This is a genomic window from Allorhizobium sp. NPDC080224 (genome assembly GCF_050281005.1).
GTDB lineage: Bacteria > Pseudomonadota > Alphaproteobacteria > Rhizobiales > Rhizobiaceae > Allorhizobium.
In genome coordinates this window covers 1,095,493-1,117,280 of the sequence record NZ_JBNNWJ010000001.1, presented here as the reverse complement: position 1 = coordinate 1,117,280, position 21,788 = coordinate 1,095,493, and the positions used below count along the sequence as shown (strand labels likewise).

The window sequence follows — 21,788 nt, the reverse complement described above, 5'->3', positions numbered from 1 at the left end:
TGCACTAGGTTCTGATCGAAACTGCGGTGAACTGCGCCTGCCGTGAGCCCACATTGACACATCGACCGACCGGCTCGATCAGGGGCCAAACCAGCCATCGATTACAGATGAGGCCCCGGGCAGAGGAGCCCCACCCACGCTCCGTCAGGCAGCGAGCCTGGCATAGGCGCCTTCCCGCTTCATCAGTTCGGCATGGTTGCCGACTTCAACAATGCGGCCCTGCTGCATGACGACGATGCGATCGGCATTGCGGATGGTGCCGAGCCTGTGGGCGACGACCAGCGTTGTGCGGCCCTTGGACAGCTCCTCCAGCGCAGACTGGATCTCGCGTTCCGTCGTGCTGTCGAGGGCCGAGGTCGCCTCATCGAGCAGCAGGATCGGCGGGTCCTTGAGGAAGGCGCGGGCAATCGCCACACGCTGTTTCTGGCCGCCTGACAGCATGATGCCGCGCTCGCCGACGATGGTGTCCAGCCCTTCGGGCAGATTTTCCAGCATGGTCGAGAGCTGGGCACTGCGGCAGGCTTCCAGCACGTCTTCATCGCTGGCACCGATGCGACCATAGACGATGTTTTCCCGCAGCGTTCCGCCGAACAGGAAGACATCCTGCGAGACGAGGCCAATCTGGCGGCGCAGGCTCTCGACAGTCATTTCGGAGAGCTCCATGCCATCTATGGTGATGGAGCCCGAAGTCGGCTCATAGAAACGCGGCAGAAGCGACAGAAGCGTCGATTTGCCAGCCCCGGATTCACCGACGAAGGCGATGGTTTCGCCGGGCCTGACATGCAGCGAGATATCGCGCAGCACGGGGCGACCGGGCGTGAAGGCGAAGCTGAGGTCGGAGAAGATGATTTCGCCTGATAGCGTCGAGACCGGGCGAGCGTTCGGACTGTCGGTAATCTCCGGTTCGGTGGCGAGCAGATCGAGATAACGACGGAAGCCGGCGATGCCGCGCGGATAGGTTTCGATGACGGCGCTGATCTTGTCGAGCGGGCGGAAGAAGACGCCGACCAGAAGCAGGAAACCGACAAAGCTGCCGGTCGTCATGGCGCCTGAGAGCACATAGGCCGAGCCGATCACCATGATCACCACCTGGACGAAGCGCATCCCCATGTAATGCAGCGAGGACGAGGCAGCCATAACCTTGTAGGCGTCGAGCTTGGTCTGGCGGTAGCGGGCATTGTCTTTGGCAAAGAGTTTCCGCTCATGATCCTCGTTGGCATAGGCCTGGACCACGCGAATGCCGCCGATCGTTTCTTCCAGCCGAACGTTGAAGGCGCCGATGCGGCCATAGATCTCCTGCCAGGTGCGGGTCATGCGGCTGCCATAGATCGAGACTATGGCAACCGTGCCCGGAACGATGAGCGCCGTGACCAGCGCGAGCTCCACATGCAGGTTGAGCATCAGGATGAAGGCGCCGACAAAGGTCATGATGGCGATGAACAGGTCTTCCGGCCCGTGATGGGCGACTTCGCCCACTTCCTCCAGATCACGCGTGACGCGGGCCACCAGCTTGCCTGTGCGGGCCGTATCATACCAGCGCCAGGAGAGCGTCGTCAGATGTTCGAAGGCCTTGGCGCGCATCGACGTTTCGATGTTGATGCCGAGCTTGTGGCCCCAATAGATGACGATGGCCATCAGGGCCGCATTCACGACATAGATGGCGAGCAGGCCAGCGGCGGCCATCAGCGTCAGCGTCCAGTTGCCGGTCGGCAGCAGCCTGTCGATGAAAGCGGTGACGGCAAGCGGGAAGGCAAGCTCCAGGAGGCCGGAGACAACAGCACAGGAAAAATCCAGCCAGAAAAGGCCTTTCCACGGGCGATAATAGGCGAAAAACTGTTTCAGCATGCGATGATCCTGCAATGGTCCATGGCACCCGCAAAGGGTACTGGCAAGCGGCCGGGACGTGTCACCCCATCCATGGCAAGACCATGGGCCCGCGACAAGGCTTCCGGCGGCTTCAGCGCGCCGGATGTGCCGTTGAGCACAACCTTTCCGTTTTAGTCAAGTTATCGCGTCTGGCGGAAGGGTCGCTCACGGTACCGGGGCCGCGGCAAGTCGGTCATAGCTGGAGGCAATGTCTCATCGGGAACGCCAGAAACCCGTGCTGGCGGAACGCACTAAGCAAGCTCAGACGATGGCTGGGGCGCCAGGATTCGAACCTGGGAATGCCGGTACCAAAAACCGGTGCCTTACCGCTTGGCGACGCCCCAACAGAATTGCAGGCGAGAGTGAGCGCTGCAAATCGCGGCCTGATTAGCAAAGCGAAAGCCGGGCGGCAACACCTTCTGAAGGAGGAACGTGCGTTTTTCCCGGAACGATGCGGCGGCGGCGTCGTTTCCTTTTTATCCCCCACGACAAAACCAACGAAAAGGACATCCCATGCCCTCCATCACATCCGCCCGCATCCTCATTCTCGCCACCCATGGCTATGAGCGCTCCGAGTTGCGCGTGCCGCTGGAGCAGCTCTCCGCCAACGGTGCCAAGGTCAAGATCGCCTCGCTCGAAAAGGCTCCGATCAAGAGCTGGGACGAGAACAATTGGGGCGACACTGTCGATGTCGATCTCACCCTCGACGAGGTGAAGATCGATGACTTCGATGCTCTGGTCATTCCCGGCGGCCAGATCAATCCCGACCTGCTGCGCAAGGAGCAGAAGGCCGTCGACGTTGTGAAGACCTTCGTCAATTCCGGCAAGGCGGTCGCCGCCATCTGTCACGGTCCATGGCTGCTGATCGAGGCCGGCGCCGTCAAGGGTCGCAAGGCGACCTCCTTCTCCTCGATCAAGACCGACATGATCAATGCCGGCGCCGACTGGCGAGACGAGGCCGTGGTCACTGACCAGGGCATCATCACCTCGCGCAATCCCGACGATCTCGACGCCTTCGTCGCAAAGATCGTCGAGGAGATCGAGGAAGGCCGGCATCAGCGCCGCGCCGCCTGATCGCTTCTGCAGGCAATACGAGAGACCCGGCGGGCGACCGCCGGGTTTTTTTGTGTTATGCTTGTGCTCACGACATCAGCCCGGGACCGAGGGCACTTCGCGCTTCAGATCCGGCTCGTCATGGATGAAGGTGAGCTGCAGCGTTGCCATGCGCTCAATAGCGGGATCGCTGACATCACCCAGCCCCTCCGGTGGCCCTACTGAAATGCCGCCCTCTTCCAATGCGTTGACCAGCGTGCCAAATGCGCCGGCCGGCAGCGTCATGCGGATCGTGTTCATCAGATTCGAATACATGTGCACGTCGTCGATCCAGCCGCCGAGGCGATTGACGGTGTCGAAGACGAAGCTCGTCGCCGCCTTGCGCTCGACGCGCGTGACGGCCGTCAGCATGACGATGGCCATGGCCCTGATCCTTTCGGCTTTCACGAGAGAGTGCAGCGGCTGGCGGTGACAAATCAAGTCTCCTGTGGAATAGGCTGAGATGCTGCGGCTTGCCGCGCAAGACCGGACCTTGAGCATGAAGAAGCAGAAGCAGCCACACAGGAAATCGGGGCGGGCGACGGGAAAGAGCGGACCTTCGGGGGCCGTGCGCAGCACGGCGCATGGCGAGGGCGGCGATGCGGCGATCCGCAATCCGGCCACCGTCAAAAGCAGCGCGGGCAAGACGAGCGCTGCTGCCGAACGCTTCCGCGCCGGAGTTCGCGCGCCTGCCTTCCGGATCGCCCTGGTCGTGTTTCTCGCCGGTGTTCTCACTGTTGCAGGTTCGCTTGCCATTCCGCACGAATTCGCCTTTTTCGAGCTCGGCTATCTCTTCACGCTGTCGATCTATGATCTGGTTCTGGCCATGCTCGGCCTGTCGGTCGCGATCGGCATGGCGGAGCGGCGGCGCGAGGTCCTGTCGATTGCGGGGGCTTTTCTCGGCGTCCTCGCGCCGGTGCTGCTGTTTTTCGATCCGATCTTCAGCGCCATCCTGCAAAGCCCGCTCGGCCACGAACTCTTCCTGATCGCCCCCATCGCCGTGATGCTGTCTGGCATGGTTCTCTGGCTTCCAGCGTTCATCCGCCGGTTTGCAGCACCGGTGGCGGCGGCCGTCGTCAGCCTGTCCCTGTCGCTCTTCATCGGGCTCGACGACTTCGGCATCGGCATCAAGGAATTCGCCTTCACCGCCGTGCTTGCCGCTCTCTGGATCCTTGTCGTTCCCGGGATGATGCTGCGGCCCTTCCGCGGCGCCTGGCTCACCATCCCTGCACGGATCATCGGCTCCTGGCTGATGGTGATCGCGGTCATCGTCACCGTCTCGCTTTACGTGCCGCTTGCGCCCGATGCCCCGCCGCTTCCCGAGATCCTCGACGGCCCAGAACTTGCGCCGCTCGATCCGGCGGTCGAGGACGGCCTCTCGGAGGCGCCGGAGAGCTTCGACAGCCCGGCAGAGGGCAGCACCATTCCGGGGCCGGAACTCGGCGACAATCCGCTTCTCGGCGGAGGGCGCAACCGCCAGCCGTGAAGCGAAGCAGACCGCATTGCCAGTCGACGCCTTCAGCGTCAGCCGTTACAAGCGGTCAATGTCGCCTCTGATTCCGGTAGTTCCTGATGCATATCCGCTATGACCGTCCGGTGTCCCGTTCCGCCTTTCTGGCGCGACGGCTGGCGCTGTTTTCCCTCGGCTTGCTGCTGATTGTTGTCCTGGCGCATCGCTTCGGGCCGCTCTCGACGCCGGATTTCGTGCTTTTGGTGCTGGCATCTGCCGTGCCGGCGGCGATTGCCGTGCCGCTGGCACTTCTCGGCCTAGCCCGGCTCTGGCAGATCGGTGCGCTCGGGGGCGTGGCTTCCGCCTGGGCGCTGATCTATGCGGTCCTGCCGCTCGCTTTGCCCGGCTATGGCTATTACCTCTATGTCAGCAAGCCGAAGCTAACCGAGGTTTCCACCGATCTCGCCGACCGGCCGGCCTTCGTGTCCCTGCCGGATGCGCCGCAAAATCTCCTGCCCCGCCCTGCCCTGCCTGACAATGCCGGCGAAGCCCAGCTTGCCGCCTATCCGGGCTTGAACGGCCGGCGTTATGAAGGGGCAATCGACCGCGTTTATCAGGCGGTGCGCAAGGTGGCGACGGAGAACCGGCTGGTTGTGACGGCAAGCCGCGGCGAGGAATATGGCCTGCCGGCGCTGGAACTGCGGCCGACGACGGAAAGCCCGGTCGAGGCGGAAGCCGAGGGCGCAGTACCCGCTACCCAGGACGCGCTGCCGGAAAGCGGGCCGCTGCCCACCGCGCGCCCCGAGCCGAGCCTGCTCGTGCCGCTTTCCGACGGCGAACCGGAGGGGACGGCCCGACTGCAGTTTGCCACCCGCACGCTGGTGCTCGGCCTGCCCTTCGATGCGGTGGTCCGGCTTCGCGAAGAAGCGGAAATGACGCTCGTCGACATCCGCGTCGCCTCCCGCTATGGGCCGCATGACCTCGGGATCAGCGACCGGATTGCGGAAGGTTTTCTGCATGCGCTGGACGCGGAACTTCTGGGGATTGCCGGGAACTGAGGCTGGCCTTGTGCCGGTTGGCACCAACGTCTTTGACCGCGTGAAATCTCGCCCTATGGGCAGGGCTATCGCCCATGAGATACCCCCTCTGCCCTCCTGAGCTTGTCGAAGGGCGGGCATCTCCTCCACACGGGGGAGAGCGGATGAACGCGGGCGTCGGCGACAACCTCCACTCTCCCCACCTGTGGGGGAGATGTCGGCGCAGCCGACAGAGGGGGGCAAGCCGCACAGCGCGGGGCCTCAGCCCGGCCGATACTCTCCCGACAGTTTCGCTGGGCCGTCCGTGGCGATCAGGCCCTTCTCCACGAGGTCCTCGAGATGGGCGAGCACGGAGAGGGCTGCGGCCCCATACAGGCGCGGATCGGTCGAGGCGTAGATGACCTTGACCATGTCGGGGATGAAGCGATCGCCTTGTCGAATGCGTTCCAGCACCGCGCGTTCGCGCATCAGACGATGGGTGCGCAGCGCCCGAACGAATGCGCGGGGCTCACCGACCGGACCGCCATGGCCTGGCAGATAGAGCCGGTCGTCACGCGTCAGCAAGCGATCGAGCGAGACCATGTAGTCACTCATCGCACCATCGGGGGGCGCGACGATCGAGGTCGCCCAGGCCATGACGTGATCGGCGGAAAAGAGGATGCCGGTGTCTTCGAGCGCGAAGGCGGCATGGTTTGCCGTGTGGCCGGGTGTGTGCACGGCCGTCAGCCGCCAGCCGTCGCCTTCGACCGTCGCGCCATCGGCAAGTGCATGATCGGGGATGAAATCCGTATCGGAACTCTCGGCGAAGGGATTCACCTCGCCCTCGAGCAAGGGGCGCGACGGGCGATGCGGGCCCTCGGCAACGATCACGGCACCGGTCTCTTCTTTCAGGCGGCGGGCGAGCGGCGAATGATCGCGATGGGTGTGGCTGACGGCGATGTGGGTCACCTCACGGCCCTTAAGTGCCGCCATCAAGGCTTCGAAATGCGCGTCGATGTCCGGACCGGGATCGATGACGCAGACCGATTTTTGGCCAATGATATAGGTGTTGGTGCCGTGGAAGGTGAAGGGGCTGGGATTGGGCGCAGTGAGACGCTCGACACCGTCTGCTACGGGCACCGCCGCACCATGTTGCGGCTCGAAGGCGGTGACGAAGTGCGGCACCGCCGGATCTTCCGTCTTGCTCATTTATACTCGATCTCAATGAAACTCATCGGCTGGTCGCCGCCATTAATGACATTGTGCTCGACGCCGGCATCCCGGCGATAGGCTTCACCAGCTTTGCTCGTCACGCGGCGCGAACCGTCGGCATCCTCGATCAGAAAATGGCAATCGGTGAGCGGCACGACGACATAGCCGAGGCCATGGGTGTGATGCCCGGTCGCGGCACCCGGCTCGAAATCCCAGCGGGTGATGCGGGTGACGGCATCGTCGAGGACCACGGTCGGGATGGCGGGCGGACGGGCGGAATAGCCGGGCATGGATGGGGACTCCGGGTGGGCGATGACGGGGCAACCTAGCCTGCGGGGGTGGCGGGGGCAATTGGGGGGATGCGGGGATGAAAAGAGCTGTGGCGCAGGGACTGGCACCCCCTCTGCCCTCCTGAGCCTGTCGAAGGGCGGTCATCTCCCCCATCCGGGAGGAGAGTGGAAACTTCGCTTCACCCCACCACATCCGCAGTCAGCGAAATTCCTAGCGCCTTCATCACTGCAAGCGTCGTCTTGAGCGTTGGATTGCCCTCGCTCGAAAGCCCCACCACCTCGGCAGTCCCGGCCATGCCCTTCGCGCGAGCGACGACTCCCAGCGCGTGCGCGATATAGGCGGCATCTTCGGTTTTCAGGGCTTCATTGATGAAGACAGAAATCGCCTCGGGCGTATCGAGGTCTTCCGCCGGATCGTAGCCCATCAGGACTTCAGTCATCGGTTTAGCCTTTGCGGTTCTCTGCACCTTTTCCGGACATCAGCCAGGGGCAAGCATTGCTCCTCATAAGAGTACATATATACAAATTACACGTTTTGAGGAATTGCGATGCAGACTATTACTGCGCCCAAAGGCACATCTGCCGCCACATCGTATGCCGGCACCTCCAACATCAGATCGTTCGATCTCGACAACAACGCGATCTTCCAGAACCTGCTGAATGACGCCTCGGTCAGTCAGTTTATCGAGCGGCAAGAAGACGGCTCCTATGACTGGACCTGGACGCCATCGGATGGTCCGACAACTACGCAGCAAAGCGTGGCGCGCTGGCTGATCGGCTGCGCTGAGGGAACCATCGACAACAGTGCAGCGCGCGACGACAGCTACACGCAAAGTGATATCGCCCTCTTCAAGACGCTGACGGGGTACAATCTTGTTCTGACACCTGCGGGTGCGTCACTCGTCTGCAATGACTACGGCAAGGATGTTGCTGCGGCGGATGAAGCGCTCGTGACCGAGGCAAGAACGCTGATCGATACGATTGCCTTTGCGCGGCGCGACGCCAACCTCGGCAGCGGGCCGCTCGCCCTCGACGATGTGCCTGCGGTGCTGCAACGTTATGGCGGAAACGCCAATGGCGACTTCGATGCAGCAGAGACCGTTCTGAAAAACTGGATGCGGAGCCTGGGCGCGGACGAGGCAACGGTTGCCAAGCTGCAACGGCATGTCGGACGCGATGCAGGGGGCAACGCGTTCGCAACGTTCAGCTTTTCCGAAGACATCGATTTGACATCGAAGACGTTTTCGGAAAGCGAGACTCTGCTGGACCTGCTGTTCTGACGCAGTCAGGAACGAAAAACCTCACGCCCTCGCCTTGATCGCCGCCTGGGCTGCCGCGAGCCTCGCGATCGGCACGCGGAACGGCGAACACGAGACGTAATCCAGTCCGACATCCTCGCAGAAATGGATTGAGGTCGGGTCGCCTCCGTGTTCGCCGCAGATGCCGAGCTTCATGTCGGGGCGCGTTTTGCGGCCGCGTTCGGCGGCGATCCGGATGAGTTCGCCGACGCCGTCGAAATCGAGCGAGACGAAGGGATCCTGCACGATGATGCCCTTGCGCTGATAGGTCGGGATGAAGCGGGCGGCGTCGTCGCGGGACATGCCGAAGGTGGTTTGGGTCAGGTCGTTGGTGCCGAAGGAGAAGAATTCGGCGGCTTCGGCGATGATATGGGCGCGGATCGCGGCGCGCGGAAGCTCGATCATCGTGCCGACGAGATAGGAGATCTCGAGCTTTGCCTCACCCATGACTTCAGCGGCGACACGGTCGATCACGGCCTTGACGTAATCCAGCTCGGAGCGCAGGCCGACAAGGGGCACCATAATTTCGGGCACGACGGGGGCGCCGGTTTCGCGGGCCGCCGTGACGGCTGCCTCGAAGATGGCGCGAGCCTGCATTTCGGCGATCTCGGGATAGGAGATGGCGAGACGGCAGCCGCGATGGCCGAGCATCGGGTTGAACTCGTGCAGCGCGTCGATGCGGCGGCGCATGAAGCCGGGTTCGAGGCCCATGGCGTTTGCCACTTCCTCGATCTCGTCATCGCTCTTCGGCAGGAATTCGTGCAGCGGCGGGTCGAGCATGCGGATCGTCACCGGCAGGCCATGCATGATGGTGAAGAGCTCGGTGAAGTCAGAGCGCTGCATGGGCAGAAGCTTGTCGAGCGCGGCGCGGCGGCCGGCCTCGTCTTCGGCGAGGATCATCTCGCGCATCACATGGATGCGCTCGCCTTCGAAAAACATGTGTTCGGTGCGGCACAACCCGATGCCTTCGGCGCCGAAGGAGCGGGCGGCGCGGGCGTCTGCGGGCGTGTCGGCATTAGTGCGCACCGTCATGCGGCGGGTGCTGTCGGCCCATTGCATAAGCTTTGCAAAATCGCCCGAGAGTTCGGGCTGCAGCATGGGCACCTCGCCCTTCAGCACCTGGCCGGAGGAGCCGTCGATGGTGACGATGTCGCCCTTCCCCAGCGTCACGCCCATGCCGATGAGCTTTTCGTTGCGCAGGTCGACGCGCATGGTGCCGGCGCCGGAGACGCAAGGGATGCCCATGCCACGGGCAACCACGGCGGCGTGGCTGGTCATGCCGCCACGGGTCGTCAAAATGCCTTGGGCTGCATGCATGCCGTGGATGTCTTCGGGGCTGGTCTCGACGCGGACGAGGATGACCTTGCGACCTTCGCTTTCCGCCTCAACCGCTTCTTCGGCGGTGAAGACAATGGCGCCGGTTGCCGCCCCCGGCGAGGCGGGAAGTCCCGAGCCGATGACATGACGGGTGACGCGGGGATCGATGGTCGGGTGGAGCAGCTGGTCGAGCGAGGAAGGCTCGATTCGCATCACCGCCTCTTCCTCCGAGATCAGCCCTTCCGCCACCATGTCGACGGCGATCTTCATCGCGGCCTTGGTCGTGCGCTTGCCCGACCGGGCCTGCAGCATCCAGAGCTTACCGCGCTCGATGGTGAATTCGAGATCCTGCATATCACGGTAATGGGATTCGAGCCGGTCACAGATCGCCTGGAATTCGGCGAAGGCCTCCGGCATCAGCTTTTCGAGCGAGGGCTTGTCGGAGCCACTGTCGATGCGGGCCGCCTCGGTGATCGATTGCGGCGTGCGGATGCCGGCGACCACGTCTTCCCCTTGTGCGTTGACGAGAAATTCGCCGTAGAGCTCTCGTGCCCCTGTCGAGGGGTTGCGGGTGAAGGCCACACCGGTCGCCGAGGTCGAGCCGAGATTGCCGAAGACCATGGTTTGGACGGTGACCGACGTGCCCCACTCGCCGGGGATCTTGTGCAGCAGGCGGTAAGTCTTGGCGCGCGGGTTCATCCAGCTGGAGAAGACAGCGCCAATCGCACCCCAGAGCTGGACATGCGGTTCCTGCGGGAAGGGCTGGCCGAGATCCTGCTCCAGCAGTTCCTTGTAGAGCGCGACGATGTGTTGCAATTCCAGCGCAGAGAGATCTGTATCGAGTTCGTGGCCAAGCCTTGCCTTTTCGTCTTCGAGGATCTCCTCGAAGACTTCGTGATCGAGGCCCATGACGACATCGCCATACATCTGGATGAAACGGCGATAGCTGTCCCAGGCGAAGCGCGCATCGCCGGAGTGGTGGCCGAGCGCTTCGACCGTGTGGTCGTTGAGGCCGAGATTGAGGACCGTGTCCATCATGCCGGGCATGGAGGTGCGCGAGCCGGAGCGGACGGAGAGAAGAAGCGGGTGGCTGGTGTCGCCGAAGGCGCGGCCGGTCGCGGCCTCGATGCCGGATATGCCGCGGAGAACCTGGGTCTTCAGCTCGTCGGCGAGCGTCTTTCCACTCTTGTAGAAAAGGCCACAGGCATCTGACACGATCGTGAGGCCGGGCGGAACCGGCAGGCCCAGGCTCGCCATTTCGGCGAGATTGGCGCCCTTGCCTCCCAGCTGATCGATCTCGGCCCTACTCCCCTCGGCCGCTCCTCCGCCGAAGGTGTAAACCCACTTTCGCATTGCCTTCTCCACCCGAACAGGCTTGTTTTTCCACCATTTACAGCAAATGTGACGGATTGGAAATGTTCAACAGACAAGTTTATGCTGCAATGCATCATAATTGCGGCAGATCTCGTCTCGAACGCTCACGCGGATGTGAAATTGTGTGGAGAGACGTGAAAGACGGATTTCGAGGCGGCATTGTAAGCAAGGCCTACAAGTGCAAGGGTAGATTGGGACCGAAATGACTGTTCACTGGACGCGGCGCCAGCTATTGCGGCTGGCCGGGACGGCAACGCTGACGGGGGCGCTCACCGGGGCGCTGAGGGCCGAGGGGATCGAGATTCAGACCTCGCTTCCGGCCGCACAGACGCCACAGCTGCCTTTCGGCCTGACGCGACCCGTGCATGTGGGCGAGGTGTGTCTGCGGGCGAAGGATGTCGCGCGGCTCAAGGCCTATTACACCAGCATGCTGGGGCTCGACGTGCTGACGGATGCGCCCGATGCCGTGACGCTCGGGGCCGGCGGGACGCCGCTTCTGCATATCCTTGCCCGGCCGGATGCGACGCCCGAGGCGCCGGACCAGGCCGGCCTTTATCACACCGCCTTCCTGATGCCTGACCGTGCCGATCTCGCCCGCTGGCTGGTGCATGTGGCCCGCAGCCAAATTCCGCTCACCGGCTTTGCCGATCACTCGGTGTCCGAAGCGGTTTATCTGACGGATCCCGAGGGCAATGGCGTCGAGGTCTATAGCGATCGCCCGCAGGAGACCTGGCTCTGGGCCGGCAATACGGTGACCATGGGCAGTCGTGAACTCAACATCGATGACATCTTCCTCAAGACGCAGACGCGCACCGACCGCGACGAGTATATGACCGTGCCGGCCGCGCTGCGGATCGGTCATATCCATCTGAGGGTCGGCAGGCTGGAAACGGCGCGCGACTTTTATGCCGATGGGCTTGGCCTCGATGTGGTCGCCGGCAGCGACGAGCGTGGCGCGACCTTCCTGTCGTCCGGCCGCTATCACCACCATATCGGCGCCAACATCTGGGAAAGCCGGGATGCAGGCCCACGCCAGAACGCGATGACCGGGCTCGACTGGTTCTCGCTGCACACGAGTGATCAGGCGATCCTCGAGGGGCGCCGCGCGGATCTTCAGGCGAAGGGCTTTGCCGTGAGCGCCATCGAGGGCGGGTTCGAGGCACTGGATCCCTGGGGCACACGGGTCCGGCTCAAGCGGGTTTGACGCGCCAACAGCCAGCAATTGTTACAGGGTCATCACGCAATGCAATAAACGGTCACGCAAAATGACCAGACAAATCAATTGAGGGTGATGCGTTCAGGGCCAGCGTTTGCTAGGTGGCATTCTAGTAAATTGTAATCCGGAATCAAAAATGACCCTGACCAGCCCGGTTTCACTGACTGAGATCCCGCAGAACAACCTTTACCAGAAGGGCGACGTGTTCGTTCTTTTCGGCGAATTGTTCGGCCGGGGCTATGTCACGGGCCTGCTCGACCAGGCCAAGAAGGCCGGCATGGAGATCATCGGGATCACCGTCGGCCGCCGTGACGAGAACAACAAGCTGCGTCCGCTGACAGACGAAGAGCTTGCCCAGGCGGAAGCCAATCTCGGCGGCCGGATCATCAACATTCCCGCCATGGCCGGCTTCGATCTCGATGCGCCCGAGGGCGAGAAGACGCCGACGGACCTGCTTGCTACGCTGACGCTGGAAAACTGGGAAACGGAAAAGCTCGACTGGGCGCATATCGAAAAGTGCCGTCAGGTTGGCGTCAAGCGTTTCCAGGATGCCGTTGCCAAGATCATGGACGAGCTGGAAGGCATGATTGCCGATGGCCGGAATGTGCACTTCGCCCACACCATGGCCGGCGGCATTCCGAAGGCCAAGGTCTTCCTCGTTCTGGCAAACCGCATCTACAAGGGCCGTGGCGCGCGCCACATGTCTTCGCAGGTGCTGCTCGACAGCGATCTCGGCAAGCTCATCCTGCAGAACTTCGACGAAGTCTCGGCCAATACTTTCCGCCACCTGATCGAAGGCAGTGCCGCGATCCGCGCCCGCATCGAAAAGAGCGGCGGCCAGGTGCGTTACTCGGCCTATGGCTATCACGGCACGGGCATTCTGATCGGCGACGAATACCGCTGGCAGACCTACACGAACTACACCCAGGGCTATGCCAAGATGAAGCTCGAGGCGATTGCCGAAGAGGCTTACGCTTCCGGAGTCAAGGCGACTGTCTTCAACTGCCCTGAGATCCGCACCAATTCGTCTGATGTCTTTGCCGGCATCGAGCTGCCGCTTCTGCCGCTCCTGAAGGCGTTGAAGAAGGAAAATCCCGGCGCGCGCGCCGAGAAGATCTGGGCAGACTGCGAAGCCCTTCTTGTTGAGGGTGTCACCGTCAACGACGTGCTCCAGAAGATCGCCGACTTCCAGGTCAGCGATGTGATGAAGCCGTTTTACGACTTCAACAACTGGCCGATGCCCAACAGCCAGGGCCAGTCCGACATCACCATCGGCACCTCGCAAGAAATCGCCCAGATGCACAAGGACGGCAAGGCGCTGATCTCGGACTATCTGAGCGTGCTCGTGGTCGAGGCAACCGGCGCGCTGATCTTTGGCGAAATGGCCAACCCGTCTGCGCCAGTGCTCTGGCTCAACCACGATGTGGTCGCGCAGCAGATCAACAAGGCCGGCTGAGCGGGCGAAGCGAATAGCGAATAGCGAATAGCGAATAGCGAATAGCGAATAGGCGGTAGCCAATAGGACGATGCCTGGAGCTTGCTTCCGGCATTTTCTTTTCGGTGGATCGTCATCCTCGGGCTTGTCCCGAGGATCTACTGCCGTTGCTATTGGCTCGACGTTTGGAACCTTCCCTAAGCGTCACCTTCCTGGCCACCCTTGGCAGATCCTCGGCACAGGGCCGAGGATGACGGCGCTTATGGAGCATGCCCCCTGCCCGTCAGATGTCTCGGCGTACAGCGCCACACAACAGGCTTTTTCCGGGGGCGAACCGATCGGCGTCTGGCGTCACTGGACTTGCCCGACGAATGCTGGCACGCCGTTGACTGGTCATCAGACAAATCGAGTCTCCCCGATGCATTTCCAGCCGCAGTACCGCGTCTATATCGCCTTCTTCCTGTTTGCCATGTCGACCGGCTCGCTGTTCTCGCGGCTGCCGGACCTGCAGGTGCAACTCGGGGTGAATAAGGCCGAACTCGGCATGACGCTGATCGGCATGGCGATCGGCTCGCTGATCTCGCTGACACTGTCTTCGCCCATCATCGTGCGGCTCGGTTCGCGCACGACGCTCGCCATCTGCCTGCTCGGGGTGATGGCGCTCTTGTCCCTCATCCCGTTGCTGCCCTCCGCACCCTTCGTCTTTGCGACCCTTTTCCTCATGGGCCTGCTCGCCGGCGCGCTGGAGATCTGCCTCAATGTTGAGATCGGCCGTATCGAGGCGCAGGCAGGTTTCGGCATCATGAACCGCGCGCATGGCTGCTGGAGCCTCGGATTCTTCGTCACCGCGATCACGGCCTCATTGGTGCGCCAGGCTGGGATCAGCATGCAGATGCATATGCATGTGCTGCTCGGGCTGATGTTCGTCATCGGTGCTGTTACAATCGCCGGCATGAAGAACGCCCCTGTCCTCACCACCGCAGGTGCAGAGGACAAGGCACCGCATTTTGCGCTGCCGACCTTGGCGCTGCTGCCGCTTTGCATCATCGGCACCTCGGCCTTCCTGATCGAGGGGGCCGGCATCGACTGGTCGACGATCTACATGGAAGAGGTCTTCGACGTCTCGCCCTTCATCTCCGGTTCTGGACTGACGCTGTTTGCCTTCTTCATGGCACTGGCGCGCCTCACCGTCGATCCGGTGGTCGATCGCCACGGGGCGCGGCTCGTGGGCCGTGTGCTCCTGTCGGTGGCGGCACTGGGTATCGCCATGGCGTGGATTGCGCCGTCTCCGACGCTGGCCCTTTTCGGCTTCGCGCTGATGGGCGCCGGCTGCAGCGCCGTCTATCCGATGGCGGTCTCGGCGGCTGCCCAGCGCACCGACAGACCGGCCGTGATCAATGTCGCGGCGATCGCCCAGATGGCCTTTGTCGTGTTCTTCCTCGGACCGCCGCTGCTCGGCTTCGTGGCCGAGGCCTTCGGCATCCGCAACGCCTATCTCGTCTGCCTGCCGCTGGTGCTCGGATCGATCCTGGCGAGCGGCGCGCTGCCGGTGGGGCCGGCCAGGCGCAAGAAGCTGGCGGCTTGATTCAAGGGCGCGCCAGAAAGGTCAGTTCTTCCGGTGTCGGATCGCCGAAGATCTTGATGCCAAGCTTGGCATCGGAGACGTAGAGCAGCGCCCGCTTGCCGTCTTCGGAGTAAAGCACGCGGATCCAGCTTGTTTCGCAGGTCCGCGGCTCGCAAGCGCGGAACAGTTGCATGCGCTTGTCCTTGACCGCGACCTCCTCGGAGGCGAGCGCGACGTAACGCGGCTGGCGCACCAGGGCGCGCACCCAGAAAGGCAGACCCGGCTGTCCCTTGATCATCTCCATCAGACTGTCACGATGGGCCGGAGAGGTCGCGAGCACACTCGGCAGGTAGTTGCCGGCGAGCGAGGTGGACGCGGTCTGGGCGTGGAGGGGGCCCGCGCTCAGAATGAGGGCGGCGGCGATAGCCAGAATGCGTTTTCTCACACCAGCTCCCTCTCGCGCAGCGCCTCTGCCGTCTGCAGGTCGACGGAGACGAGTTGGGAGACGCCCTGCTCGGCCATCGTCACCCCGAAGAGGCGGTTCATGCGGGCCATGGTGATGGGGTTGTGGGTGATGATGACGAATCGGGTCTCGGTGGAGGCAGCCATTTCGTCCATCAGGTTGCAGTAGCGCTCTACATTGTGGTCGTCGAGCGGCGCGTCGACTTCGTCCAGCACGCAGATCGGGGCGGGGTTGGTGAGAAACACCGCGAAAATCAGGGCCATGGCGGTCAAGGCCTGCTCGCCGCCCGAGAGCAGCGTCATGGTCTGCGGCTTCTTGCCCGGCGGGCGGGCAAGGATCTCAAGGCCGGCTTCCAGCGGATCGTCGCTTTCGATCAGCTGCAGTTCGGCCGTGCCGCCGTTGAAGAGGTGGGTGAAGAGGCGCTGGAACTGGGCGTTGACCACGTCGAAGGCGGCGATCAGGCGTTCGCGGCCTTCGCGATTGAGGCTCTGGATAGCACCGCGCAGCTTGCGGATCGCATCGATGATATCGTCGCGCTCCTTGATCAGGGTGCTAAGCTTGTCGGACAGTTCCTTCTGCTCTTCCTCGGCGCGCAGGTTGACGGCGCCCAAGCGCTCGCGCTCCATCTTCAGCCGGTCGAGATTGCGCTCGACCTCTCGCAGGTCGCCGATCTCGGAAGGGTCTTTCAGGCCCGTCAGGCGGAAGGCATCGTGCGGGCCGACATTCAGCGTATCAGCGATACGGGTCTCGGCTTCGATGCGCCATTCGCGGGCAGAGACAAGGCGTTCTTCGGCGCGGCCGCGTTTTTCTCTGGATTCGGCGAGTTCGGCCAAGGCGGCGGCGGCTTTCTGGTCGGCCTCGCGCTGGCGGGTCTCGGCCTCGACCAGCCGGTCGGCAGCGTCGCGGCGGTCTTTTTCGGCCTTGTCGAGGGCCGTCATCAGATTGCGGCGCTTGTCCTCGAATTCATCGGGCGCCATTTCGAGATCGGTGATCTCGTCACGGGCCTCGGCCTCGCGCTCGCGCAGGGTCGCGATATGCTCCTCCGCAGACTTGGCGCGGTTCTGCCAGTTCTGCTTTTCCTGGCGAATGGAGAGAATGCGGCGGCGGCGCATCTCGTCTTCGCGGGCGAGCCCCTCGAAGCGGGCGCGGGCTTCGGCGAGCAGGCCGCGGTCGCGGGCGACAATAGCCTCGGCATCGCGCAGGCTGATATCGAGGGCAGAGAGGTCGGGCGTCTCCTCCATTTCGATGCGGGCGGTTTCCTCCTGCTCGACGATCTCCTCGATCTGAGCCTTCAGACCGTTGACCGCTTCCTCGATCACTTCGCGGCGGCGGATGAGATCGCCCGAGGCGCGTTCGGCCTGGGCAAGGGCATCGCGGGCCTCGGCCAGCGCGCGAACCGTCAGGCGGCTGCGGTCGCGGGCATGCGTGAGGCGGGCTTCTTCCGCGCGGATGGCATCGGCGGCTTCGCTGAGGCGATCCTCGGCCTCGACCATCTGGTCGCGAGCCTCTTCGGTCTCGATCTCGATTTCGGCGAGGCGGTTCTTCTGGGCGAGGCGCAGCGCAGCGGCACTCGGGGCATCGGCACCGGTGACATGGCCGTCCCAGCGATAGACGGCACCATCGCGGGTGACGAGACGCTGGCCGGGGGCAAGGCTAACCATCAGGCGGAGCGCGTCTGCTTCCTCAACGACGCCGATCTGGCGCAGCGCCCGGGTGAGCGCTGCGGGTGCACGGACATGGGCGAGGAGCGTGGGCACGCCGGATGGCAGGCTCGGGTCCCCTTCCCCGTCGCCATTGCCGTGCCAATGGGCGGGCGCTTCCGGATCAAGCGCGCTGTCGAGATCGTCGCCGAGGGCGGCACCCAGAGCGGTCTCATAGCCGCGATCGACGGAGAGTTCATCGGCCACCGGCGGAAAGTCGCCTGTTGTCGTCGAGGCCAGGATGCGGGCGATGGTGCGGGCTTCGGTCTCCAACCCGTTGACGCGGGCGCGCGCCGCCTCCAGCGGCTGGCGCAGATGGCTTTCTGTGCGGCGGGCCTCATTGAGCGCCGCCTCCGCTTCCATGGCCGCACTCTCGGCATCGGCGACCGCCTGTTCGGCGATCTCGACCATTTCGCGCTTTTCGTCGGGATCGGGAAGAGCGGCGATCCGTTCGGATATGTCGGAGAGTTCGCGGGAGGCGTCCGAGACCTGACGCTCCAGCCTTGCACGGCGCTCCGTCAGATCGCGGATAGCGCGTTCCAGCTGGTTGCGGCTGGCAGCGGCTTCGGCGCGTTCGGCGGTTAGGCGGGTGAAGTCGCGTTCGCTGTCGGCAAGGGTCGCGGCAGCGGCCTCGAAGGCTTCCTTTGCCTCTTCACCGAAGCGTCCGGCATCGGCGAGGATCTCCTCGAGTTCGGCCTCTTCTTCCGCCAGCCGCTGGATGACCTCGGCATTCTCCGACACCAGGCGCTCCTCGCGCCGGATGTCCTCATCGAGCTGGGCGAGACGGCGGGTGAGCTCGTCGCGGCGGCGCAGGATGCGGTTGGCTTCCTCGTCGAGCTGGCTACGGGCGATCTGCAGGCGCTGGAGAGCTGCGGCGGCCTTCGCCTCCTCCTCGCGCAGTTCCGGCATCTTGAGGCTCGCCACGGCCTGGAGCTTGGCCGCCTCCATCTGGTGGTTCGCCTTTTCGGCAACCGTAGACATGGCCTGGTTCAGGGCGCTTTCCGCCTCGCCCTCCGCCTGCTTGGCCTGCGACCAGCGGATATGCAGGAGCATCGCGTCATGGGCGCGGATATCGGCGGACAATTGCTTGAAGCGGTTGGCTTGGCGGGCCTGACGCTTCAGGCTCTCGATCTGGCTTTCGAGCTGCGCGGTGATGTCTTCCAGCCGCTCCAGATTGGTCTCGGCGGCACGCAGCCTGAGTTCGGCCTCATGGCGGCGGGAATGCAGGCCCGAAATGCCGGCGGCCTCTTCGAGCAATTGCCGGCGGGCCTGAGGCTTGGCTGAAATCAGTTCGCCGATACGCCCCTGGCCGACCATCGAGGGCGAGCGGGCACCGGTCGAGGCATCTGCGAAGAGAAGCTGCACATCCTTGGCGCGGGCTTCCTTGCCGTTGATGCGATAAACTGAGCCATTGCCGCGCTCGATGCGGCGGGTCACCTGGATTTCATCGGCATCGTTGAAGGCGGCTGGGGCCGTGCGGTCGGAATTGTCGAGGTGGAGGCCGACTTCGGCGGAGTTGCGGGCGGGGCGGTTGCCGGAGCCCGAGAAGATGACGTCGTCCATACCGGAGGCGCGCATGTTCTTGTAGGAGTTCTCGCCCATCACCCAGCGCAGGGCCTCGACGAGGTTCGACTTGCCGCAGCCATTCGGCCCGACAATGCCGGTGAGGCCCCGTTCGATGACGAATTCGGAGGGTTCGACGAAGGACTTGAAGCCAACGACGCGCAGGCGGTTGAATTTCATGGCGCCACCCACCCCCGAAGAAACGCACGAAAAACGGGCGCACGGGTTTCCCCGGCGCCCGTCGTCAGAACGGATCGTCGATCAGAGCATGCTGTCGATGAGGGCCGACATGGAGTCAACCGACATGTCCCCCGAATAGGCCTTGCCATTGATCAGGAAGGTCGGCGTCGACTGGACACCGAATTCCTGGGCGCCGCGGTCGCGGACTGCCGACACATCACCGGCAAGCTGGGCGTTCGTCAAGCAGGCGTCGAAGCTCTCCTGTGTAAAACCGGCAAGCTTGGACATTTGCAGCATAGCATTGCGCACGTCGCCGTCAGCCGGCGCCGCCCAGGCGGACTGCTGCTTGAGAAGCGTGGAGACGAAGGGGAAGTAGCGCTCTTCGGTCGTGCAGCGGGCCAGCATGAAGGCCGCCAGCGATGCGGTGTCCTGCGGGAACGGGAATTCGCGCACGATGAAATAGACCTTGCCGGTGTCGACATAGCGCGTCTTGATTTCGTCGAAGGTGCGGACGTGGAAGTTTGCACAATGCGAGCAGGTCATCGACATGTATTCGATGATCTTGACCGGCGCATTCGGGTCGCCGAGGGCCATTTCCTTGAGCGGACCGGGCTTCAATGCCTCTTCCATGTCGACGTCGCGATCCGCAGTCGGGATCTGGGCAGAGGTCGTCGAGGCCGTGGTCTCGTTGCTGACGGCGGGTTTGGGCTCGGCACTGGCGGCCTTGTCTTCTGCGTCGCTGCAGGCAGTGAGCGCGAAGCCGACGGCGGCAATGGCGATACCGCCGAGGAGGCGGCGCTTGGTGATCGAGAGTTCGGATGTCGACATGGGTCAGTTACCTGCGTTGCAAGGATCTTGGATGGCTTCACCGTTATAACGGCAAAAGGCGCCAAACAAGGCAGGCTCCCCCCTGAAAAATCAAAGATCCGTGACCTTTTCACCGTAGCCACGGCAAAATTGCAGAGACCGGCAAGCGATGTGCCTGCCGGTCTGATCTGACTTCAACGCGCTTTTCAGCGAGCCGCAGGACGGCTCACCAGCGATTGCACCGTATAGACGAGTATCGCGATGCCGATGGCACCCATGGCAGCGACGCCGAGCAACACGATGACATCGACGGGGCCGCCGATGTCGCCGAAGCCGGAGCGGGTCACGGCCTGGACGAACCAGACGGCGCCGATGGCGCCGACCGGCATGGTAAGCTGGGCCAGCAGAAACTTCTTCCAGGAAACCTGGCGATCGCGGATCAGCACGTAGAGATAGGCAAGCGTGATGACGGCAGCGAATGCGACCATGACCCAGAACAGGGTGTGGCCGAAGATCTCCTCGAGAACCGCAACGATCATTCCGACAGTCATGTCCTTCATGGCATCCTCCTCAGGCGCGACCGCGCAGCATGGCGTTATAGGTGGGTTTCAAGGCGATCTCCTTCATCAACCAGGAAATCCAGAGCTCTTCCAGCGGGGCGATCAGTCCGGGGAAGGACGGGACGAGATTGTCCTTGTAGTCGAACTCGACCAGCATCGCCGAGCCGATGCGGGTGATCAGCGGGCAGGACGTATAGCCGTTATAGCTTTCCTTGCTCTCGCGCCCCTCGATCTGGGCGACGAGTTGGTCGACCGCGACCGGCACTTGCCATTTGACGCTGGCCGCCGTCTTGCCCTTGGGCACGCCTGCAATGTCGCCGACCGCGAAAACATCGGGATAGCGCGTGTGGCGCAGGGTGTTCTTGTCGACCTCGACCCAGCCCTGGCCCACCCATTTGTCGGCCCAGGGCAGCGGGCTGTGCAGGATGACATCGGGCGCACGCATGGGCGGGATGACGTTGGTGAAGTCGTAGCCGAGTTCCTTGTCGCCTTCCGGCGTGGTGAAGGTGGCGATCTTGCGCACGGGATCGATCTTCTTCATCACGTGCTCGTAGACCGTCTCGATGCCTCGCTCCTCATAGAGCATGCGCACCTTTTCGGAGACGATCGGCACCCCGAAAAGCGCCTTGTTGTGGGCAGCATAGACGATCTTGGAGTTGCTGCGGGTACCCTTGCGGGTCAGGTAATCCTCGGTGAGGAAGGTGTATTTCAGCGGAGCGCCGGCGCATTTCATCTCGGTCGCCGGGCGCGAAAAGAGGGCAAGACCGCCCTTGTCGGTGAAGCGGTCCATTTCCGCCCAGGTCTTCTCGGCGTAATCAGGGCCTGCATAGACAGAACCGATGCCGTCCTTGCCGATCAGGTCAAGCGACATGCCTTCGATCGCCGCGTAGTCGAGCTTGAGACCGGTTGCGACGAACAGGAAATCGTATTCGATCGCCGTGCCGCTCTCTGTCACAACCTTCTTGCCGTCGGGATCGACTTCGGCCGCACCTTCCTCGATCCATTCGACGCCGGCAGGCAGCCAGTCGGCCGTGCCGGACACGGAATAGGACGCGGGCTTCAGGCCTGCGGCGATCAGCGTGAAGCCCGGCTGGTACCAGTGCTGCTTGCGCGGATCGAGAATGGTGATCCTGGCGCCGTCGAGGCGGTTGGACAGCTGGTTGGCAAGCGCTGCTCCGGCCGCACCCGCACCGAGGATCAGGATGCGGGCATTGGTCTTGACGGGTTGTGCCGTCGCGCCTTGCAAAGGTGCAGCGGCCAGTGCCGCACCGCCGGCCGCCAGACCGAAAAATTGTCGTCTGCTGGTTTTCATTGCTTCCTCCCCCAGGGTGACGCAGGCGCCCCTCGCCTCTTCTGGATGACGTTTCGCCGAAACAGCTTCGCCT

General features: G+C 63.3%; 19 protein-coding genes and 1 tRNA gene. 7 read left to right on the top strand and 13 right to left on the bottom strand.

All coding sequences use genetic code 11. The features are described 5' to 3' along the window. Nucleotides 1-144: 144 nt before the first annotated feature. The 3 genes from ACQKP1_RS05420 to ACQKP1_RS05410 form a co-directional block, all read right to left on the bottom strand. The gene (locus ACQKP1_RS05420; RefSeq protein WP_427274490.1) at nt 145-1,845 is read right to left on the bottom strand and encodes an ABC transporter ATP-binding protein; all 1,701 of its coding nucleotides are present in this window, start codon (nt 1,843-1,845) and stop codon (nt 145-147) included. Further along, a complete protein-coding gene (locus ACQKP1_RS05415; protein WP_427274489.1) occupies nt 1,839-1,985 on the bottom strand; it encodes a hypothetical protein in 147 nt (48 codons plus the stop codon). The genes ACQKP1_RS05420 and ACQKP1_RS05415 overlap by 7 nt, the downstream gene beginning before the upstream one ends. Before the next feature lie 150 nt (nt 1,986-2,135). Next, nucleotides 2,136-2,210 (bottom strand) — tRNA-Gln (locus tag ACQKP1_RS05410). Nucleotides 2,211-2,379: 169 nt separating this feature from the next. On the opposite strand from ACQKP1_RS05410, the gene ACQKP1_RS05405 reads away from it, so the two are divergent. Further along, the gene (locus ACQKP1_RS05405; RefSeq protein WP_427274488.1) at nt 2,380-2,940 is read left to right on the top strand and encodes a type 1 glutamine amidotransferase domain-containing protein; all 561 of its coding nucleotides are present in this window, start codon (nt 2,380-2,382) and stop codon (nt 2,938-2,940) included. A gap of 75 nt (nt 2,941-3,015) precedes the next feature. Here ACQKP1_RS05405 and ACQKP1_RS05400 read toward each other — a convergent pair whose 3' ends face one another. Continuing rightward, nucleotides 3,016-3,342, bottom strand: a complete 327-nt coding sequence (locus ACQKP1_RS05400; protein ID WP_427274487.1) for a hypothetical protein — start codon at nt 3,340-3,342, stop codon at nt 3,016-3,018. A gap of 115 nt (nt 3,343-3,457) precedes the next feature. Here ACQKP1_RS05400 and ACQKP1_RS05395 point away from each other — a divergent pair, with 115 nt between their 5' ends. After that, on the top strand, nt 3,458-4,444 hold the full coding sequence (locus ACQKP1_RS05395) for a hypothetical protein (protein ID WP_427274486.1): 987 nt from the start codon (nt 3,458-3,460) through the stop codon (nt 4,442-4,444). A gap of 86 nt (nt 4,445-4,530) precedes the next feature. After that, nucleotides 4,531-5,466 (top strand): DUF1499 domain-containing protein, encoded by a 936-nt coding sequence (locus ACQKP1_RS05390; RefSeq protein WP_427274485.1) that lies wholly within the window; start codon nt 4,531-4,533, stop codon nt 5,464-5,466. A gap of 240 nt (nt 5,467-5,706) precedes the next feature. Here the strand turns inward: ACQKP1_RS05390 and ACQKP1_RS05385 are convergent, their stop codons facing one another. From ACQKP1_RS05385 to ACQKP1_RS05375, 3 genes are all read right to left on the bottom strand, one after another. After that, the gene (locus ACQKP1_RS05385; protein WP_427274484.1) at nt 5,707-6,633 is read right to left on the bottom strand and encodes an MBL fold metallo-hydrolase; all 927 of its coding nucleotides are present in this window, start codon (nt 6,631-6,633) and stop codon (nt 5,707-5,709) included. Continuing rightward, on the bottom strand, nt 6,630-6,926 hold the full coding sequence (locus ACQKP1_RS05380; RefSeq protein ID WP_427274483.1) for a cupin domain-containing protein: 297 nt from the start codon (nt 6,924-6,926) through the stop codon (nt 6,630-6,632). The genes ACQKP1_RS05385 and ACQKP1_RS05380 overlap by 4 nt, the downstream gene beginning before the upstream one ends. A 179-nt stretch (nt 6,927-7,105) precedes the next feature. Continuing rightward, the gene (locus tag ACQKP1_RS05375; RefSeq protein WP_427274482.1) at nt 7,106-7,366 is read right to left on the bottom strand and encodes an addiction module antidote protein; all 261 of its coding nucleotides are present in this window, start codon (nt 7,364-7,366) and stop codon (nt 7,106-7,108) included. 108 nt (nt 7,367-7,474) lie between these two features. On the opposite strand from ACQKP1_RS05375, the gene ACQKP1_RS05370 reads away from it, so the two are divergent. After that, complete coding sequence (locus ACQKP1_RS05370; RefSeq protein WP_427274481.1) at nt 7,475-8,206, top strand: hypothetical protein; 732 nt, start codon at nt 7,475-7,477, stop codon at nt 8,204-8,206. Nucleotides 8,207-8,227: 21 nt separating this feature from the next. On the opposite strand, the gene ppdK is transcribed toward ACQKP1_RS05370, so the two are convergent. Next, a complete protein-coding gene (gene ppdK / locus ACQKP1_RS05365) occupies nt 8,228-10,894 on the bottom strand; it encodes a pyruvate, phosphate dikinase (protein WP_427274480.1) in 2,667 nt (888 codons plus the stop codon). Nucleotides 10,895-11,117: 223 nt separating this feature from the next. On the opposite strand from ppdK, the gene ACQKP1_RS05360 reads away from it, so the two are divergent. From ACQKP1_RS05360 to ACQKP1_RS05350, 3 genes are all read left to right on the top strand, one after another. Beyond that, complete coding sequence (locus ACQKP1_RS05360) at nt 11,118-12,119, top strand: VOC family protein (protein ID WP_427274479.1); 1,002 nt, start codon at nt 11,118-11,120, stop codon at nt 12,117-12,119. A gap of 154 nt (nt 12,120-12,273) precedes the next feature. Further along, nucleotides 12,274-13,587, top strand: a complete 1,314-nt coding sequence (locus ACQKP1_RS05355; protein ID WP_427276404.1) for an enoyl ACP reductase FabMG family protein — start codon at nt 12,274-12,276, stop codon at nt 13,585-13,587. 397 nt (nt 13,588-13,984) lie between these two features. Beyond that, nucleotides 13,985-15,151 (top strand): MFS transporter, encoded by a 1,167-nt coding sequence (locus ACQKP1_RS05350; RefSeq protein WP_203013624.1) that lies wholly within the window; start codon nt 13,985-13,987, stop codon nt 15,149-15,151. A 1-nt stretch (nt 15,152) separates the two neighbouring features. On the opposite strand, the gene ACQKP1_RS05345 is transcribed toward ACQKP1_RS05350, so the two are convergent. From ACQKP1_RS05345 to ACQKP1_RS05325, 5 genes are all read right to left on the bottom strand, one after another. Continuing rightward, nucleotides 15,153-15,575, bottom strand: a complete 423-nt coding sequence (locus tag ACQKP1_RS05345) for an Ivy family c-type lysozyme inhibitor (RefSeq protein WP_427274478.1) — start codon at nt 15,573-15,575, stop codon at nt 15,153-15,155. After that, entirely contained in the window at nt 15,572-19,036 is a 3,465-nt protein-coding gene (locus ACQKP1_RS05340; RefSeq protein ID WP_427274477.1) for a chromosome segregation SMC family protein, read from the bottom strand. The genes ACQKP1_RS05345 and ACQKP1_RS05340 overlap by 4 nt, the downstream gene beginning before the upstream one ends. Before the next feature lie 81 nt (nt 19,037-19,117). Next, complete coding sequence (locus ACQKP1_RS05335) at nt 19,118-19,864, bottom strand: DsbA family protein (RefSeq protein ID WP_203013614.1); 747 nt, start codon at nt 19,862-19,864, stop codon at nt 19,118-19,120. A 185-nt stretch (nt 19,865-20,049) separates the two neighbouring features. After that, nucleotides 20,050-20,403 carry a DUF5368 domain-containing protein gene (locus tag ACQKP1_RS05330; protein WP_203013612.1) on the bottom strand — a complete coding sequence of 118 codons (354 nt, stop codon included), beginning with the start codon at nt 20,401-20,403 and terminating at the stop codon, nt 20,050-20,052. A gap of 10 nt (nt 20,404-20,413) precedes the next feature. Next, complete coding sequence (locus tag ACQKP1_RS05325) at nt 20,414-21,715, bottom strand: NAD(P)/FAD-dependent oxidoreductase (protein WP_427274476.1); 1,302 nt, start codon at nt 21,713-21,715, stop codon at nt 20,414-20,416. Nucleotides 21,716-21,788: the final 73 nt, after the last annotated feature.

Bases quoted from the DNA above. Each gene is read 5' to 3' on its own strand.
- ACQKP1_RS05420 (WP_427274490.1), bottom strand. From the start codon at position 1,845: ATGCTGAAACAGTTTTTCGCCTATTATCGCCCGTGGAAAGGCCTTTTC.
- ACQKP1_RS05405 (WP_427274488.1), top strand. From the start codon at position 2,380: ATGCCCTCCATCACATCCGCCCGCATCCTCATTCTCGCCACCCATGGC.
- ACQKP1_RS05400 (WP_427274487.1), bottom strand. From the start codon at position 3,342: ATGGCCATCGTCATGCTGACGGCCGTCACGCGCGTCGAGCGCAAGGCG.
- ACQKP1_RS05395 (WP_427274486.1), top strand. From the start codon at position 3,458: ATGAAGAAGCAGAAGCAGCCACACAGGAAATCGGGGCGGGCGACGGGA.
- ACQKP1_RS05390 (WP_427274485.1), top strand. From the start codon at position 4,531: ATGCATATCCGCTATGACCGTCCGGTGTCCCGTTCCGCCTTTCTGGCG.
- ACQKP1_RS05385 (WP_427274484.1), bottom strand. From the start codon at position 6,633: ATGAGCAAGACGGAAGATCCGGCGGTGCCGCACTTCGTCACCGCCTTC.
- ACQKP1_RS05380 (WP_427274483.1), bottom strand. From the start codon at position 6,926: ATGCCCGGCTATTCCGCCCGTCCGCCCGCCATCCCGACCGTGGTCCTC.
- ACQKP1_RS05375 (WP_427274482.1), bottom strand. From the start codon at position 7,366: ATGACTGAAGTCCTGATGGGCTACGATCCGGCGGAAGACCTCGATACG.
- ACQKP1_RS05370 (WP_427274481.1), top strand. From the start codon at position 7,475: ATGCAGACTATTACTGCGCCCAAAGGCACATCTGCCGCCACATCGTAT.
- ppdK (WP_427274480.1), bottom strand. From the start codon at position 10,894: ATGCGAAAGTGGGTTTACACCTTCGGCGGAGGAGCGGCCGAGGGGAGT.
- ACQKP1_RS05360 (WP_427274479.1), top strand. From the start codon at position 11,118: ATGACTGTTCACTGGACGCGGCGCCAGCTATTGCGGCTGGCCGGGACG.
- ACQKP1_RS05350 (WP_203013624.1), top strand. From the start codon at position 13,985: ATGCATTTCCAGCCGCAGTACCGCGTCTATATCGCCTTCTTCCTGTTT.
- ACQKP1_RS05340 (WP_427274477.1), bottom strand. From the start codon at position 19,036: ATGAAATTCAACCGCCTGCGCGTCGTTGGCTTCAAGTCCTTCGTCGAA.
- ACQKP1_RS05335 (WP_203013614.1), bottom strand. From the start codon at position 19,864: ATGTCGACATCCGAACTCTCGATCACCAAGCGCCGCCTCCTCGGCGGT.
- ACQKP1_RS05330 (WP_203013612.1), bottom strand. From the start codon at position 20,403: ATGAAGGACATGACTGTCGGAATGATCGTTGCGGTTCTCGAGGAGATC.
- ACQKP1_RS05325 (WP_427274476.1), bottom strand. From the start codon at position 21,715: ATGAAAACCAGCAGACGACAATTTTTCGGTCTGGCGGCCGGCGGTGCG.